At 38.0% G+C, this 17,504-nt stretch carries 16 protein-coding genes; 11 read left to right on the forward strand and 5 right to left on the reverse strand.

The genetic code is table 11. The features are described 5' to 3' along the window. From lpdA to NST93_RS03665, 5 genes are all read left to right on the forward strand, one after another. Positions 1 to 1,422 (forward strand): dihydrolipoyl dehydrogenase, encoded by a 1,422-nt coding sequence (gene lpdA / locus NST93_RS03645; RefSeq protein ID WP_405101284.1) that lies wholly within the window; start codon positions 1 to 3, stop codon positions 1,420 to 1,422. Between the two features lie 30 nt (positions 1,423 to 1,452). Further along, positions 1,453 to 2,445 carry a thiamine pyrophosphate-dependent dehydrogenase E1 component subunit alpha gene (locus tag NST93_RS03650; RefSeq protein ID WP_405101286.1) on the forward strand — a complete coding sequence of 331 codons (993 nt, stop codon included), beginning with the start codon at positions 1,453 to 1,455 and terminating at the stop codon, positions 2,443 to 2,445. A gap of 14 nt (positions 2,446 to 2,459) precedes the next feature. After that, entirely contained in the window at positions 2,460 to 3,443 is a 984-nt protein-coding gene (locus tag NST93_RS03655) for an alpha-ketoacid dehydrogenase subunit beta (protein ID WP_405101287.1), read from the forward strand. 17 nt (positions 3,444 to 3,460) lie between these two features. Next, the gene (locus tag NST93_RS03660) at positions 3,461 to 4,717 is read left to right on the forward strand and encodes a dihydrolipoamide acetyltransferase family protein (protein ID WP_405101289.1); all 1,257 of its coding nucleotides are present in this window, start codon (positions 3,461 to 3,463) and stop codon (positions 4,715 to 4,717) included. A 244-nt stretch (positions 4,718 to 4,961) separates the two neighbouring features. Next, the gene (locus NST93_RS03665; RefSeq protein WP_405101291.1) at positions 4,962 to 5,393 is read left to right on the forward strand and encodes a BrxA/BrxB family bacilliredoxin; all 432 of its coding nucleotides are present in this window, start codon (positions 4,962 to 4,964) and stop codon (positions 5,391 to 5,393) included. 137 nt (positions 5,394 to 5,530) lie between these two features. On the opposite strand, the gene prli42 is transcribed toward NST93_RS03665, so the two are convergent. Then, positions 5,531 to 5,656 (reverse strand): stressosome-associated protein Prli42, encoded by a 126-nt coding sequence (prli42, locus tag NST93_RS03670; protein WP_405101293.1) that lies wholly within the window; start codon positions 5,654 to 5,656, stop codon positions 5,531 to 5,533. A gap of 126 nt (positions 5,657 to 5,782) precedes the next feature. On the opposite strand from prli42, the gene NST93_RS03675 reads away from it, so the two are divergent. From NST93_RS03675 to NST93_RS03695, 5 genes are all read left to right on the forward strand, one after another. Next, on the forward strand, positions 5,783 to 7,423 hold the full coding sequence (locus tag NST93_RS03675) for a methylmalonyl-CoA mutase (RefSeq protein ID WP_405101295.1): 1,641 nt from the start codon (positions 5,783 to 5,785) through the stop codon (positions 7,421 to 7,423). A gap of 13 nt (positions 7,424 to 7,436) precedes the next feature. Continuing rightward, entirely contained in the window at positions 7,437 to 8,258 is an 822-nt protein-coding gene (gene mce, locus NST93_RS03680) for a methylmalonyl-CoA epimerase (RefSeq protein WP_405101297.1), read from the forward strand. Then, the gene (locus tag NST93_RS03685; protein WP_405101299.1) at positions 8,258 to 9,814 is read left to right on the forward strand and encodes an acyl-CoA carboxylase subunit beta; all 1,557 of its coding nucleotides are present in this window, start codon (positions 8,258 to 8,260) and stop codon (positions 9,812 to 9,814) included. Before mce ends, NST93_RS03685 begins: the two co-directional genes overlap by 1 nt. 33 nt (positions 9,815 to 9,847) lie before the next feature. Continuing rightward, positions 9,848 to 10,972, forward strand: coding sequence for a M20/M25/M40 family metallo-hydrolase (locus NST93_RS03690; RefSeq protein WP_405101301.1), 1,125 nt, complete (start codon positions 9,848 to 9,850; stop codon positions 10,970 to 10,972). Positions 10,973 to 11,069: 97 nt separating this feature from the next. Continuing rightward, positions 11,070 to 12,323, forward strand: a complete 1,254-nt coding sequence (locus NST93_RS03695; protein WP_405103748.1) for a DNA polymerase IV — start codon at positions 11,070 to 11,072, stop codon at positions 12,321 to 12,323. Positions 12,324 to 12,358: 35 nt separating this feature from the next. On the opposite strand, the gene NST93_RS03700 is transcribed toward NST93_RS03695, so the two are convergent. The 4 genes from NST93_RS03700 to NST93_RS03715 form a co-directional block, all read right to left on the reverse strand. Then, positions 12,359 to 13,729, reverse strand: coding sequence for an aldehyde dehydrogenase (locus NST93_RS03700; protein ID WP_405101303.1), 1,371 nt, complete (start codon positions 13,727 to 13,729; stop codon positions 12,359 to 12,361). Positions 13,730 to 13,747: 18 nt separating this feature from the next. Further along, entirely contained in the window at positions 13,748 to 14,665 is a 918-nt protein-coding gene (gene rnz / locus NST93_RS03705; RefSeq protein WP_405101305.1) for a ribonuclease Z, read from the reverse strand. 52 nt (positions 14,666 to 14,717) lie between these two features. Then, positions 14,718 to 15,452 (reverse strand): glycerophosphodiester phosphodiesterase, encoded by a 735-nt coding sequence (locus tag NST93_RS03710; RefSeq protein WP_405101307.1) that lies wholly within the window; start codon positions 15,450 to 15,452, stop codon positions 14,718 to 14,720. Between the two features lie 178 nt (positions 15,453 to 15,630). After that, on the reverse strand, positions 15,631 to 16,551 hold the full coding sequence (locus NST93_RS03715; protein WP_405101309.1) for an aldo/keto reductase: 921 nt from the start codon (positions 16,549 to 16,551) through the stop codon (positions 15,631 to 15,633). A 403-nt stretch (positions 16,552 to 16,954) separates the two neighbouring features. On the opposite strand from NST93_RS03715, the gene NST93_RS03720 reads away from it, so the two are divergent. Next, on the forward strand, positions 16,955 to 17,500 hold the full coding sequence (locus NST93_RS03720; RefSeq protein ID WP_405101311.1) for an NUDIX hydrolase: 546 nt from the start codon (positions 16,955 to 16,957) through the stop codon (positions 17,498 to 17,500). The last annotated feature ends 4 nt before the right edge of the window (positions 17,501 to 17,504 follow it).

Here is a 17,504-nt window from a genome sequence, read left to right on the forward strand (position 1 = left end):
ATGGCAGAGGATTATGATTTAGTTATTCTCGGTGGCGGAACAGGCGGTTATGTTGCTGCAATCCGCGCCGCACAACTTGGTTTAAAAACAGCAATTGTAGAAAGTGAAAGGCTGGGAGGCACGTGTTTGCACCGCGGATGTATCCCATCTAAAGCGTTGTTGCGAAGTGCAGAGGTCTATCGCCAAACAAAGGACGCCACATTGTTTGGGATAGATACGAAGGATGCAGTTTTGAATTTCACAAAAGTTCAAGAAAGAAAAGAGAGTATTGTAGACAAGTTGCATCAAGGTGTCCAAGGTCTGATGAAAAAAGGAAAAATTGATGTATACGAAGGTTATGGAAGAATTTTAGGCCCAAGTATTTTCTCTCCAATGCCTGGGACGATTTCTGTTGAATATAAAAATGGCGATGAAAATACAATGTTGATTCCGAAAAACGTAATTATTGCGACAGGATCAAAACCTCGGAGCCTTCCTGGACTGGAAATTGATGGTGACTTTGTGATGAGCTCGGATGAGGCACTTCAATTAGAGACTTTACCAAAATCTATCTTGATTATTGGTGGGGGAGTAATTGGGATTGAATGGGCGTCTATGCTCAGTGATTTTGAAGTGAAAGTAACAGTTATTGAATACGGACAACAAATCTTGCCTACAGAAGATGAAGCGATTGCTAAAGAAATGGAAAGATTACTCAAGAAAAAAGGCATTGAGTTTGTAAAAAATGCTAAGGTACTGGGAGAAACACTTACAAAAGATGACGGTGTTTCTATTGAGGCTGAGGTAAATGGTGAAAAACAAAGCTTTTCCGCTGATAAAATGCTCTTGTCTGTTGGAAGAGAAGCAAACGTAAAAAATATTGGCCTCGAAAATACGGATATTCTTGTAGAGAATGGTTTTATAAAAACAAATGATTTTTATCAAACAAAAGAATCACATATCTATGCAATAGGAGATGTGATTGGCGGTATGCAACTTGCGCACGTTGCTGAACATGAAGGGATTACAGCAGTAGAACATATTTCAAATAACAATCCCTTGCCGATCAATTATCAAACGATTCCAAGTTGCATTTACTCAAATCCGGAAGCAGCAAGTGTCGGTTTAACCGAAAAGCAAGCTAAAGAAGAAGGTTTCGAAATTAAAGTTGGCAGATTTCCATTTGCTGCAATTGGAAAAGCTTTAGTTTATGGCGAATCAGATGGTTTTATTAAGATTATTGCCGACAAAAATACGGATGATTTACTTGGTGTCCATATGATTGGACCCCATGTAACAGATATGATTTCAGAAATGGGTCTTGCAAAAGTGCTGGATGCCACACCTTGGGAAATCGCAAGCTCGATTCACCCGCATCCAACTTTATCAGAAGGTATTGCTGAGGCTGCATTAGCAGTTGATGGGAAGCAAATACATGGATGATTCATATTTTTAAAAGGGAGTGAATTTCGTATGACAGAAAAACGTCATGAAAAGGCAGGTTTATCGGATAAACAGGTAATTGAAATGTACAAAACGATGTTGCTTGCTAGAAAAATAGATGAAAGAATGTGGCTCTTGAACCGCTCAGGGAAAATTCCATTTGTAATTTCCTGCCAGGGGCAAGAAGCTGCACAAGTAGGTGCTGCATTTGCTTTAGACCTCGAAAAAGATTGGGCAGCACCATACTACCGTGATCTTGGTGTTGTTTTAGCATTTGGGATGACAACGAAGGAGTTAATGCTTTCGGCCTTTGCTAAAGCGGAAGATCCCAACTCAGGCGGCAGACAGATGCCAGGTCACTTTGGCCAAAAGAAAAATCGGATCTTAACAGGATCTTCTCCAGTTACAACACAGTTGCCACATGCTGTAGGAGTTGCTTTAGGCGGTAAAATGGAGAAAAAGGATTTTGTATCCTTTGTTACTCTAGGTGAAGGATCAAGTAACCAAGGAGATTTCCATGAAGGTTTAAACTTTGCTGGTGTGCATAAATTGCCGGTAATTACAATGGTTGAAAATAATAAATATGCTATCTCCGTTCCTTTCGACAGACAAGTGGCGAGTGAGAACATTTCTGTTCGAGCAAGCAGTTACGGCATGCCTGGTATTACCGTTGATGGGAACGATCCGATAGCAGTATATGAAGCGATGAAAGAAGCAAGAGAACGCGCTGTAAGTGGTGAAGGACCCACATTGATAGAGGCAATCACATATCGCCTAACAGCACATTCAAGTGATGATGATGACCGTACGTACCGTGAGAAGGAAGAGGTAGAGGAAGCGAAGAAAAAAGATTCTATCTTTACTTTTGCAAACTATCTTAAAGAAGTCGGCGTGTTAACGGATGAAATAGAAGAAGAAATTACAAAAGAAATAGCTTCTATTGTTAACGAAGCAACAGAGTATGCAGAAGAAGCACCTTATGCTGAGCCAGAGGATGCTTTAAGATATGTTTACGAGGAATAGGAGGGGAAACTGCCATGGCTATTATGTCTTATATTCAAGCAGTAACAACAGCATTGCGCGAAGAAATGCAACGTGATGAGAAAGTTTTTGTATTAGGTGAGGATGTTGGAAAAAAAGGTGGCGTTTTCCGTGCAACGGATGGTCTGTATGAAGAATTTGGGGCTGACCGTGTGCTTGACACACCACTTGCTGAATCTGCTATTGCTGGTGTTGGCATTGGTGCAGCAATGTATGGAATGCGTCCGGTTGCAGAAATGCAGTTTGCCGACTTTATTATGCCTGCGGTAAACCAAATTATTTCAGAAGCAGCAAAAATCCGCTATCGTTCCAATAATGATTGGAACGCGCCGATAACAATCCGTGCTCCATATGGAGGCGGTGTGCATGGAGCACTATATCACTCACAGTCTGTAGAAGCTATCTTTGCAAACCAGCCGGGACTTAAGATTGTTATGCCCTCAACGCCTTATGATGTGAAGGGCTTATTAAAAGCTGCAATTCGTGATAATGATCCAGTATTATTTTTTGAACATAAACGGGCATACCGTTTAATCAAAGGCGAGGTTCCAGATGAAGATTATGTTCTTCCAATTGGAAAGGCCGATGTAAAGCGTGAAGGCGATGATATTACTGTAATTACTTATGGTTTAGGCGTTCATTTTGCACTTCAAGCAGCAGAAAAGCTTGCAGAAGATGGAATCGAGGCACACATACTAGATTTACGTACAGTATATCCGCTTGATCAAGAAGCTATAATAGAAGCAGCAAAGAAAACCGGGAAAGTCTTATTAGTAACCGAAGATAATAAAGAAGGAAGCATCATTGGAGAGGTTGCTGCAATTATTGCAGAGAACTGTTTATTTGATCTGGATGCACCAGTTCAACGTTTAGCAGGCCCTGATGTTCCAGCTATGCCGTATGCTCCGACAATGGAAAAATATTTTATGATTAATCCAGATAAAGTTGAAAAAGCAATGCGCGAGCTAGCTGAATATTAAAATAGGGAGGATTTATAATGGCTACAGAAAAAATCACCATGCCTCAGCTAGGTGAAAGTGTAACTGAAGGAACAATTACGACATGGCTTGTTCAGCCAGGTGATCATGTAAATAAGTACGATCCGATTGCAGAAGTAATGACCGATAAAGTAAATGCGGAAGTACCGTCTTCTTTTTCTGGTGTTATAAAAGAACTTGTCGCAGAAGAAGGAGATACAATTGCTGTTGGTGAAATTATGTGTCATCTTGAAGTCGACGGCGGTTCAAATGAAACGAAGGCGGACAAGGATGAGGAGAAAAGTGAAAAAGCGGAAACAGTCTCAAATGTTTCGGCTGATCAATCGATGAAAAAAAGATATTCTCCTGCAGTTCTGCGATTGGCACAGGAAAATGATATCGATTTAAGTGCAGTAAATGGAACTGGCCGTGGGGGAAGAATTACAAGAAAAGATATCGAGAAACTAATTGCGACTGGAGAAATGTCAAAAGCATCTGAAAAACCTGCAGCTGCTGAACCAACTAAACGAGAAGAAAAACCAGCAAAAGCTATTGTACCTAGTGTTAAAATGCAAGCTGGAGATATAGAAATCCCTGTTACCGGTGTCCGCAAGGCAATTGCACAAAAAATGGTTACTTCCAAACAGGAAATACCACATGCATGGATGACAGTTGAAGCGGATGTTACAAATTTGGTCGCGTACCGTAATGCCTTGAAAGATGAATTTAAGAAACAGGAAGGATTTAGTCTGACTTTCTTTGCTTTCTTTGTTAAAGCTGTTGCACAAGCGCTGAAAGAATATCCTCAATTAAATAGTACATGGGCCGGAGATAAGATTATCCAGCGGGGCGATATTAATATCTCTATTGCAGTCGCAAGTGATGAACAGCTATTTGTTCCAGTTATTAAGCATGCAGATGAAAAGTCGATAAAAGGAATTGCACGCGATATCGTTGATCTAGCTCAAAAAGCAAGAAATGGAAAACTAAGTTCAGATGATATGTCTGGCGGCACATTTACTGTGAATAATACTGGCTCGTTTGGTTCTGTCAGCTCGATGGGAGTAATAAATCATCCACAGGCAGCTATCCTGCAAGTGGAGTCTATTGTAAAACGTCCGGTTATCATCGACAATATGTTTGCTGCAAGAGATATGGTAAATCTCTCATTATCACTGGATCACCGTGTGCTTGACGGATTAATTTGTGGAAAATTCCTGGCTAGAGTAAAGGAAATTCTAGAGAACACAAACGAAGAAAATACTTCAATTTATTAATTTTTATTTATCACAATCAGATAGCTAGTTCTGCTCATGGAAAATGAATTTTAAACAGTCCGCGAATAGTAATGTTAAGCAATGTTTTGGTGAATATACTTCAAATAAAGATTAGTGTTAAAAAACTTTTAAATTCAATAGTTTGTTGTTAACCCAAGCGTTTTACATTGAATTTCAAAGTGTAAGTTGTTAAGCTAAGAACTATAAATTGAAATATTTCTTTATTTGAAAAGGAGAGGTTCGAATGGATTTCAACTTGTTTATGAATGATATTGTTGACGCGGCACGAAAAGATATTACAGAGGCTGGATATGAAGAATTAAAGACACCTGGGGAAGTAGAGAAGGCACTTGACCGTGAGGGGACTACTCTTGTAATGATTAATTCAACCTGCGGCTGTGCCGGGGGAGTTGCACGTCCTGCAGCAGCAAATTCTATTCATTTTGACAAACGACCAGATCATTTAGTTACAGTATTTGCAGGTCAGGACCGTGAGGCGACGGAAAAAGCAAGAGAATATTTTGATGGATTCCCGCCATCTTCACCATCTTTTGCATTATTAAAAGATAAAAAAATTGTTACAATGCTAGAACGTCATGATATTGAAGGTTATTCTGCAATGGAAGTAACAAATAAGCTTCAGCAGCTTTTTGATGAACATTGTGAAGAAATTTAAATTATTTCTCATTGGAGGCTGACAGCAAAAAAGTCAGCCTCTTTTTATTCAAGGTGTTCCAATCTAGCACATTAAAAAAGACTGGAGGTAATATCCAGTCTTCACTTTCAAGCTATTTAAATATGATTTACCTTTCATTAGATAAAGAAAGCCAATCCATATGTTAGCGTTGACAATAACATTAGTATAATCATAATATAAACCATAAGCTTTGTTCTGCGTTCTCGTTTAGATTTCTTTTTAGTATAAGAATGTTTAGACATTCGTGTAACCTCCTTATCGCGAATCCTACTCTTTGTATTTTATCGCGAATTATAGCATTGGACAAGGGGAAAGCCTCATTTTTATATAAATTTTCATATAATTGAATTAAGGGGATGGGGAAAAGTATGACAGATATAAATCCGAATCAAAAAAAAGATTGGGAACAAGAAGTAGAAAAGACAATACAGCGTTTTCCAGAAAGAAAGCAAAGCTTTCGTTCTTCTTCAAATATTGAAGTAGATCGACTGTATGATTCAGACGAAGATACATATGAACTTGGTTATCCAGGTCAATATCCATATTTAAGGGGCATTCAACCAACGATGTATCGCAGTCGTTTATGGACAATGCGGCAATATGCTGGATTTGGTTCGGCATCTGAGACGAATAAAAGGTTCCGCTATTTATTAGAACAGGGACAGACGGGTCTCTCAGTAGCATTCGATTTGCCTACTCAAATTGGCTATGATTCTGATGATGTAATGGCTGAAGGGGAAGTCGGCAAGGTTGGTGTAGCAATTGATACCTTAACGGATATGGAAACATTACTAAATCAGATTCCTTTAGATAAAGTAAGTACATCGATGACAATAAATGCCCCAGCAGCAGTTCTCTTATGCATGTACATTGCTGTAGGGGAAAAGCAGGGTGTTCCCTTGGAAAAACTCACGGGCACAATTCAAAATGATATATTAAAAGAATATATTGCTAGGGGAACTTATATTTTTCCGCCAAAACCATCTATGCGTTTAATTACCAATATTTTTGAGTTTTGTCAGAATAATGTTCCGAAGTTTAATACGATTAGTATTTCTGGCTATCATATTCGTGAAGCGGGATCAAACGCAGTACAAGAGGCTGCATTTACTTTAGCGAATGGGATGGCATACGTGGATGCAGCAATAGAATCTGGCTTAGATGTGGATTCATTTGCACCCCGTCTAGCTTTCTTTTTTAATGCACATAATAATTTTTTCGAGGAAATTGCTAAGTATCGAGCTGCAAGAAGAATTTGGGCAAGAATAATGAAGGAAGAATATGGAGCAAAAAACCCGAAAAGCTGGAAGCTGCGATTTCATACACAAACGGGGGGTTCAACATTAACTGCTCAGCAGCCTGATAATAATATTGTGCGGGTTACATTACAGGCAGTCGCAGCAGTACTAGGCGGAACACAAAGCTTACATACTAATTCGCGTGATGAAGCATTATCTCTGCCGACTGAAGACTCAGCCAGAATCGCACTGCGTACACAACAAATAATTGCTCACGAGAGCGGTATTGCTGATACAATCGATCCACTTGGTGGTTCATACTACGTGGAAGCGCTGACAAATGAGATGGAAACAAAAATTTTAGAATATATTGAGCGAATTAAAGAATATGGCGGGGCTGTACAGGCAATTGAGGAAGGCTACATGCAAAGAGAAATTCAACAGAATGCCTATGAGACACAGAAAAATATAGAGAAGCAAGAAGAAGTAATTGTTGGTTTAAATCAATTTAAACTGGATGAAGAAGTAAATCCTGATCTATTGAAAGTTGATGAAGCATTAGAAAAAGCACAAATAGAAAATTTAGAAGCTATTCGTTCAACACGTGACCAAAAAGAAGTAGAATCAAGGCTTGAAAACTTAAGGAAAACAGCTAAAAACAGTAAAACGAATCTAATTCCATATATTTTAGACGCAGTTAAAGCTTATGCATCTGTTGGGGAGATTTGTAATGTACTAAGGGATGAGTTTGGGGAGTATACAGGATTCTAAGGGGGAAAAGAATATGGAGAAAATCCGTGTTTTAATAGCAAAACCTGGACTAGACGGACATGATCGCGGGGCATTAGTAATTGCGCAGGCAATGCGCGATCACGGCATGGAGGTAATCTATACGGGACTAAGACAATCACCGCTGCAAATTGCAAATGCAGCAATACAAGAAGATGTAGATATAATCGGTCTTTCTTCATTGTCTGGTGCACACAATACATTATTTCCAAAAGTAATTGAAGAACTGAAGAAAAGAGATGCAGGGGATATTCCAGTGATAGCCGGGGGTGTTATTCCGAATGAAGATATCCCATTTCTTATCGAAAAGGGCATTAAACGCATATTTACCAGTGGTTCTTCTACTGAAGAAATGGCGATTTATATTAAACAATTGATTAGACTGGAGGAATCTGCAGAGCCGCCTAAAAAAATTGCGCATATTGGAATAGCAGTTCATAATATTGAGGAGTCCTTAACTTTTTACAAAAGCGCTTTAGGGTTAATTGCCGAGGGGATGGAGGAAGTCGCGGAAGAAGGTGTCAAAGTCGCTTTTCTCAAAATCGGAGAGACACGGATTGAATTATTAGAGCCCCTCCATGATAACTCGCCAATAAAAAAGTTTCTTGATAAAAAAGGAGAAGGCATTCATCATATCGCTTTGGAAGTGGATGATATTCATTCCAGGCTGAATCAGTTAAAAATAAAAGGTATTCAGTTAATAAATGAGGAAGCTAAAATTGGTGCACATAACAGTCAAATTGCTTTTATTCATCCGAAAGCAGCACATGGTGTATTATTCGAACTATGTCAACATGCTGAAGGAAGTGGAGAATAATGGATATTTTTGATAAAATTAATGAGCTGTATGATAAACGCAGAGAAATTGAACTTGGTGGTGGAGATGAAAGAATCTCGAAACAGCATGCCAAGGGTAAAATGACAGCAAGGGAACGAATTGAGTACCTAGTAGACAAAGATTCATTTGTTGAATTAAATCCATTTATTGAAACAAGAACAGCTGATTTTAATGTCAATAGCCAAGGTGGTAAAGGTGAAGGTGTTGTTACTGGTTATGCTAAAATAGATGGGAATCCCGTATATTTGTTTGCACAGGACTTCACAGTATTTGGCGGGGCGCTTGGAGAGATGCATGGGAATAAAATCGCTGCAGTAATGGATCTTGCTGCGAAAAATCTTGTCCCTTTTATTGGATTAAATGATTCTGGTGGTGCAAGAATCCAGGAAGGCGTATCTTCGCTTGATGGATACGGGCATGTTTTTTATAGGAATTCAATTTACTCTGGGGTTATTCCACAGATTTCAGTAATCATGGGCCCCAGTGCTGGTGGTGCTGTTTATTCTCCCGCGATTACAGATTTTGTAATTATGGTAGACAAAACATCACAAATGTTTATTACCGGCCCGAAAGTAATTGAGACTGTTACAGGTGAAAAAATTTCCTCCGAAGACCTGGGTGGTGCAGAAATTCATAATTCAAGGAGCGGGAATGCCCATTTAAAAGCACCTTCAGAGGAAGAGGCCTTAGATACTGTTAAAAAGTTATTATCTTATATCCCATCAAGCTATAAAGAAAAAGCGAGGCATCTGCCATATAAATCAGAGATAGTGGAAAATGAAATGCGCCCAGATCTGACTGATATCGTTCCATTTAATCCCGTACGACCCTATGATGTAAAAAAAGTAATTGATCAAGTAGTCGATCAAGATAGTTTCTTTGAAATTCACGAAGATTTTGCGAAAAATATTGTTGTAGGCTTTGCTCGTATTAAGGGTGAATCCGTCGGTCTTATTTGTAATCAGCCGAAATATTTAGCTGGCGGATTAGATATTGATTCAAGTGATAAAGCTGCAAGATTTATTCGCTTTTGTGATTGCTTCAATATTCCACTTATAACATTTGAAGATGTCACTGGTTTTTTCCCAGGTGTAAAACAAGAACATGGTGGAATCATTCGCCATGGAGCGAAAATTCTTTTTGCATATTCTGAAGCAACTGTACCTAAAATTACCGTTATTACGAGAAAAGCATATGGTGGTGCCTATGTTGCCTTAAATAGCAAGTCAATTGGTGCGGATTTAGTTTATGCATGGCCAAATGCGGAAATAGCAGTTATGGGGCCTGAGGGAGCAGTTAATATACTTTATGCTAAGGAAATTGCTGAGAGTGAAAAACCAGAGGTATTACGTCAGGAGAAAATTGATACATATCGCGAAAAATTTGCAAATCCCTATGTTGCAGCTGGACTTGGTATGGTTGATGATGTAATAGACCCAAGGGAAACCAGAATTAAATTAATTCAGGCACTTGAAATGCTTCGGAATAAGCGGGAAGAACGTCCACACAAAAAACACGGAAACATTCCGTTATAATGGTAAAATAAACAAGTTGGAGGCAAGATAATAATGATTAAAGTAAATGAAGATAGAATTGTAAACGAATTTATAGAATTAGTGCAAGTCGATTCTGAAACAAAACATGAAGCAGAAATAGCGAAAGTATTGAAAGAAAAATTAACTGGATTAGGCCTTGAAGTATACGAGGACGATAGTAAAGAAGCTACAGGACATGGTGCAGGTAATTTAATCTGTACATTAAAAGGAAACAAACCCGATGCAGATCCAATTTATTTCACTTCACATATGGATACAGTTGTTCCCGGGAAAAATATCAAACCAATAATTCAAGATGGCATTATTCGCTCGGACGGCACAACAATTTTAGGAGCTGATGACAAAGCTGGATTAGCTGCGTTATTGGAGATGGTGCTTTTAATAAAAGAACATAACATTCAGCATGGTGACATTCAATTCATCATTACTGCAGGGGAAGAATCTGGTTTAGTAGGAGCAAAAGAGCTGGATGCCTCCTTGATTAAGGCAAAATATGGTTATGCAATTGACAGTAATGGAGAGATTGGCGACATCATTGTTGCAGCCCCTTACCAAGCTAAAATTTTTGCAACAATTAAAGGAAAAACTGCTCATGCCGGTGTAGAACCTGAAAAGGGAATTTCAGCAATTTCACTCGCTGCGAAAGCAATTTCTAAAATGCCTCTTGGAAGAATAGATGACGAGACAACAGCTAATATCGGCCGTTTTGAGGGTGGAAAACAAACAAATATTGTTGTTGACCATGTAGAAATCTTAGCTGAAGCCAGATCACTTGAAAAGGAAAAATTAGATAGACAAGTAACAAAAATGAAAGATGCATTTGAATCTGTTGCTGAAGGGTTGGGTGGTTCAGCGGAAGTCGAAATACAATTAATGTATCCTGGCTACAAACAGCAAGCAGGAGATCAGGTCGTTGAGATAGCACGAGAAGCTGCAAAGACAATTGGCAGAGAAAGCAAGCTGTTAAAAAGCGGGGGAGGAAGCGACGCAAATATTATCGCTGGTTTAGGCATTCCAACAGTAAATCTGGCAGTCGGCTACGAAGAAATTCATACAACAAATGAGCACATCTCAGTAGATAATTTAGTTAAAATTACTGAATTAATTACAGCGATTGTAATTGAAGCCGCAAAATAATGATAAAGAATGCACCCTTTAGGTTTTTTCTTAAAGGGTGTTTTTCATATGATATAATAAAGAAAAAAGCATAAAAGGATGTTGCGCTATGTCCAACATGAATCTGCAAACGAAACGGAGAATTATCTTTCATATAGACATGAATAGTTTTTATGCTTCCGTAGAAATGGCGTTTAATCCTGATTTAAAAGGTAAACCAATTGCAATTGCTGGTAATCCGGAAGAAAGAAAAGGGATAATTGTGACAAGCAGTTATGAAGCGAGAGCTAAGGGCGTTCGTACGACAATGACAGTTTGGCAGGCTAAGAAGCTATGTCCTGAATTAATTCTTCTAAAACCGAATTTTGAACGATACCGGGCAGCTTCCAGTGAAATATTTAAAATGATGTCTGAAATTACACCTCTTGTACAACCAGTGTCCATTGATGAAGGCTATTTAGATGTGACAGAGGTTAAACATTTAGGAAACCCTTTAGAAATCGCAAAAAATCTTCAAAATCAAATCCTAAAAGAGTTAGACCTCCCCTGCAGTATTGGAATTGCTCCAAACAAATTCTTGGCGAAAATGGGATCTGACATGAAAAAACCACTGGGCATTACGATAGTGAGAAAAAGGGAATTGGACAAGACATTGTGGCCGTTGCCTATCGAGGAAATGTACGGGGTAGGTGAGAAAACTGCCGAAAAACTAAAGGCAATAGATATTCATAAGATTGGTGATTTGGCAAAATTTGATGTTTATCAACTGCGGCAAATACTCGGGATAAATGGCGAGCGGCTTAAAAACCGTGCAAATGGAATTGATAATCGTGAAGTTGACCCAGATGCGATTCATGAATTTAAGAGCATTGGCAATTCACAGACCCTGCGAAATGATACTACAGATGAAATTGAAATTAAAGATTTAATGGAACGATTAGCTGATAATGTGATTAGAAGAATGGACAGAAAAGATGCGGTTGGAAAAAGTGTGCAGCTAACGATCCGCTACTATGATCGAAAAACAATTACGCGAAGCAAGAAACTTGATACGTATATCGACAATAAAGAGGATTTATTCTTAATTGCCAATGAGTTGTTTGAGCAGCACTGGAATGAAGACCCGATTCGTCTTATCGGAATAACTGTTCAGCACATTGAAGAGAAGAGGAACATTGGAGAGCAGCTGAGTTTATTTACTTATGAAGAAGCTGAAAAAAAAGAAGTATTACAGCAAACAATTGATAAGCTGGCCGAGAAATTTGGTGAGAATCCTTTTAAACCGTTAAAAGAATCAGGCTCAGATAGAAACACAGGTAATCAATTGCGGACAAGTTTCCAGAAGGATTTCTTGGATGATTATAAAAAATAACCCATAGGACTCACTTAGGAGCTATGGGTTGTTTTTTATTTCATAATTTTTTTGACTACAGATGTATTTAATTTACTTCCAGGATAACGGAAAGGGAAATCAATTTTGGTTGTTTGCTTTAAAATACTCTTTTGGTGAGAGAATGTCTCAAAGCCAAATTTCCCATGGTATTGCCCCATTCCGCTGCTGCCAACACCGCCAAATGGTAAGTAGGGATTTGCTAAATGGTAAACAGCATCATTTATTGCTCCACCGCCAAATTGAATAAATTCAATTACCTGCTGCTGAATCTTTTCATTTTCGCCAAAATAATATAATGCAAGTGCTTTATCACGTCGTTTAATTTCATATAAAGCATCCTCAATATTTTTGAAGGTCAGTATTGGCAGAATTGGACCAAAAATCTCTTCCTGCATAATCTCATCCTGCCAGGTAATTTTATCTAAAATTGTTGGTTCAATCATAAGTGTGCTTTCCTCGGAATTTCCGCCATGAATTACCTTTCCGCTATCTAGATAATGAAGCAGACGATTAAAATGTTTCTCGTTTATGATTCTAGTATAATCTTCGTTATAGAGCGGGTTTTTTCCATATAAGGATTTTATTTGTTTCACTATTGCCTTCATGAGCTTAAATTTAACTCTTTCATGAACATAGAGGTAATCGGGTGCTACACATGTTTGACCAGCATTGGTAAATTTCGCCCAGACTAGGCGTTTTGCTGTCAGGTTGATGTTTGCATCTTCATCTACGATTGCTGGACTTTTCCCGCCGAGTTCCAATGTTACAGGAGTTAAGTGCTCACTTGCTGCCCGCATGATTATCTTTCCGACATTGGAACTGCCTGTGAAGAAAATATAATCAAATTTTTCTTTCAGCAATGCTTCCGTTATGTCTACTTCACCTTCAACAACATGGAATAACGAACTGTCAAAAGTAGCTTGAATCATAGATGCTAATAGCTGAGAGGTTGCCTTTGCATGTTCAGAAGGCTTTAATATGACACAGTTTCCTGCGGACAGTGCTGCAATTGCCGGAGCAATCGCGAGCTGTAAGGGATAATTCCATGGTGAAATGACAAGCACGACTCCATATGGTTCTTGAATAATATAGCTTTTTGACCCTTTATGTGAAAGGGGGGAGGGTACCTTTGCTGGTGCCATCCATGATCTTAAATTACGCAGTGCAAAGTCAATTTCGGAATAAAGAAAACCCAGTTCTGTTGTAAATGTTTCATGCTTGGATTTATTTAAATCTTGTTTTAAAGCATAATAAATTTCTGATTCATAATCTTTCAGCATTTTCTTTAATTTTTTCAAGTTTTCTTTCCGATACTCATAATCTATCGTATTTCCATTCATAAAAAATGTACGCTGATTTTCAACTAAAGTGTGTATGCGTTCCATAGCTGTCTCTCCTCAAAATTACTTTATCTCTGTTTTATAAAAGTCTCTCGCAAGCACGGTATTCGGGAAAATCTCCCGAGCTTCATTTAGTAATGCTTCATATTGTATATTTTGAAAGCGAGAGGAAATATGGGTGATAATTAAACGCTTTACGTTGCTGTTATTTGCAAGTAATGCTGCTTGTTGTGTTGTACTGTGAAAATATCTGGATGCTAAATCTGCCTGCTCTCGGTTAAATGTGGCCTCGTGAACAAGTAAATCTGCATTTTGAACAAAACCGCTATGCTCTTTTTGATAGCGGGTATCTCCCATAACTACAATGATTTTACCAGCTTTTTCCGGTCCAATAAAGTCTTTGCGGTATAGGGTACCGTGTTCTTTTGTTTCAATCGATTCACTATTCTTCAGTTCTCCATATAATGGGCCGGGAGTTATGCCAATTGCTTTTAATTTATCCACAAGCAATTCTCCTGGGTAATTTTTTTCTTCGATTCGATAGCCGTAGCTGGGAATCCCGTGATCAAGTTGCTTAACATGAATTGTAAAGTTATGCTCCTTAATTACAGAACCATCCTCTATTTCAATATAGTGAATGGGATAGCTGAGATGTGATTGGCTAATTTGAATAGATGTTTCCACAAATTGTTTAATTCCTTTTGGCCCGTATATTGTTAGTTCTTCTTCGCCACCTTGAAACGAACGGCTGCTAAGAAAACCAGGCAACCCAAATATATGATCTCCATGCAAATGAGTAATGAAGATTTTATTTATTTTTCTCGGTTTAATAGAGGTATGCAAAATCTGGTGTTGAGTAGCTTCGCCACAGTCAAATAACCAAATATGATTCTCCTCTTGAAGTAGACTCAAGGCGAGTGCAGATACATTTCTTTCTTTTGAAGGAACTCCAGCTCCTGTACCAAGAAAAGTTATTTCCATTACGATTTCCTCCGTTTATTGGAACAGAGTCTTAGCCTATCAGTTCCAGTCCTTATAGATTAAATTTCTGTCTTATTTTCAATACCCTGTCAGGCACATCAGTAATTATTCCATCACACTGTCGTTTTAAGCATTTCATGATTGAACCTCGGCGGTTTACTGTGTATACCCGAAGAGGGAGGTTTTGATTTTTGCTATCTTCAATAAGTTGATGATTTAATAAACGATAATTAATATGCAAGGAGCTGGCTCCAAGCGATACTGCATATCCCGTAAGATCCTCATGCCTTCTCGATCTTAGTAAAGCGACATCCATATTACTGTCAAGTTCTCTCATCCGTTTTACACTTTTAGAACTAAAACTCGAAATTGTAGTTCGCTCTTTTAATTGATATTTTTCAAGTAAATCTAAAACCTTCGATTCCAAATCTTTATAATCTATTTTATTATTTTTCAGCTCTAAGTTTACGTATAAAGATTTGTTGCAAGCCCATCCCAGGAATTCTTCCAATGTAATCAGCTTCGAACCGTTGAATTTAGGGGAAAAATAACTCCCTGCATCTAATTTTTGTATTTCTTCAAGTGTATAATTTTTAACAAAACCTTTGACTCCAGTTGTACGCTGGAGTGTCTCATCATGAATCAATATAGGAATGCCATCCTTTGTAAGCTGTACATCCGTCTCGATTCCTTCCGCTTGCATGTCGTAGGCTAGCTGAAAGGCAGGCATTGTATTTTCAGGAGCATACTTACTAGCACCACGGTGAGCAATTATACGATTTTTCATAACAAATCAGTCCTTTCCTTTATTCTGTTGGAAGCGTGTTAAAAAGTCAATAAACAGCACGCGACAGAACCTTCCAGCTAATAGTCTGGTTACTATTTAAGTGTTTGTTTATCATAGCATATTTCTGAAAAGGGGAAAAATAGAGCTGAGGGTATGTTGAATATCCCCTCAGCTCTGTCTACCGATGATTTGTATACACATTTGCTTTTGTAATTTGCTGCAGCTGCTCATAAATCATTGAAGGAAGTTTTTTAGAATGATCAAAATCAGTGTTTTCCGATACCTGTTTTACATTACTTGCTCCAAAGACTACGGATGCCACTGCTGGATGCTGCTGAGAATATTTTAATGCTAAAGCATTTAAAGATATAGACGGGTCGATATGCTCTGAAACTTTGTTTAATACTGATTTCAGTTCTGTAAAGCTGTAATCAAGATATCCTTCATGTCCTTTTTGACTCAATTGACGGTCACTATGAATGCTGAGCATACCTTTTGCAAGCGGGCCGCGAGCAAGGGCACTAATATTATTTTCAAATAATAAATCAAGAATTTCCTCTTCAGGGCGGCGGTCTAATAAGCTGTATTGCAGCATCACTCCGTCAATAGAAGATTTATTAATATAATCACGGATTACATTTGGGCGAATGGATGAAATCCCATACGACCTAATCCATCCATCTTGTTTTAATTGTTCAAAAGCCTCTATTGTTTCATCAGTTGGATCTTCAACCGTTCCCCCGTGAAGCATGTAAAAATCAATGTAATCTGTCTTAAGGCGTTTCAAGCTGTCTTTGACTGCTTCCATAATATATTTTTTCGAAGGGTCCCAGTACCAATTTTTTGTTTTAGGGTTGAAATGATTTCCAACTTTAGTAGTTAAAATAATTTCTCGGCGAAAATCCTTGATAATTTCACCGACTAATTCTTCATTCAAGCCGAAATCATATAAATCTGCAGTATCTAAGTGATTGATTCCTGCTTCTAAAGCTGTTTCAATAATTGCTTTTGCTTTCTCTTTATCCGTTCCAATTGACATACAGCCTAAAGTTAATTCTGAAATATAAATACCTGACTTGCCCAATTGATTTTTCTTCATGAACACACTCCAATTCCACTTTTCTTTCTATTATAGTAAATAATCCATCCAGCATACCAATAAAATGAATTAAAAAACGTAATAGCAGACTCCTCAATTTAGATTAAAGCTTTGTTAATACCAGGCATCTAGGGTTCGTGTTCCGCTTGCTGAGCGAAGACTCACTCTGCAGGACTTTCCGTGCGGATGGATAGAAAAGCGAGAGGTATTTGGTCTTTGGGCTTCACAAGGTGAGATAGGACAGCAAATCCGAAATATAAGCTATTCTGAATGACATTCTCAAAGCGTATTTATAGACTGTACAGGTCGGGGAAATTGACATTTTTCAGTGATAAATGGTTGCTATTCATTTGTCTTCTAAGTATGCTAAACTAAAGACTAAGTAATAGTAAGGAGAATTTTCATGAATAATTTTGAGGAAAAAACAATAAATACAAAGAAAATATTTGAAGGAAAAATGATAGATCTGCAGGTCGATGAGGTTTCCTTGCCGAATGGTGAAGTGTCCCAACGCGAAATCGTAAAACATCCTGGCGCTGTGGCAGTTATTGCGATTACAAAGGATAATAAAATCGTTTTAGTGAAACAATATCGTAAACCCACAGAAAAAACATTAGTAGAATTACCAGCTGGAAAAATTGATCAGAATGAACAACCATTGGCAGCGGCTATTCGGGAGCTTGAAGAAGAGACGGGCTATACAACAAAAGAACTTAACTTTGTTACATCATTCTATACATCACCTGGGTTTGCTAATGAATTAATATATATTTATATTACAGATACATTGGAAAAATTAGAAACTCCTGTCCAAGGAGATGATGATGAATTTATAGAGATATTAGAATTATCATTAGATGAAGCAAAACAATATGTTGAAGAAGAGAAAATCCATGACGCAAAAACAAATTATGCAATACTATATCTACACGCTTTAGGAAGGATGTAAAACA

The organism is Oceanobacillus sp. FSL H7-0719 (assembly GCF_045040795.1).
Lineage (GTDB): Bacteria > Bacillota > Bacilli > Bacillales > Amphibacillaceae > Oceanobacillus.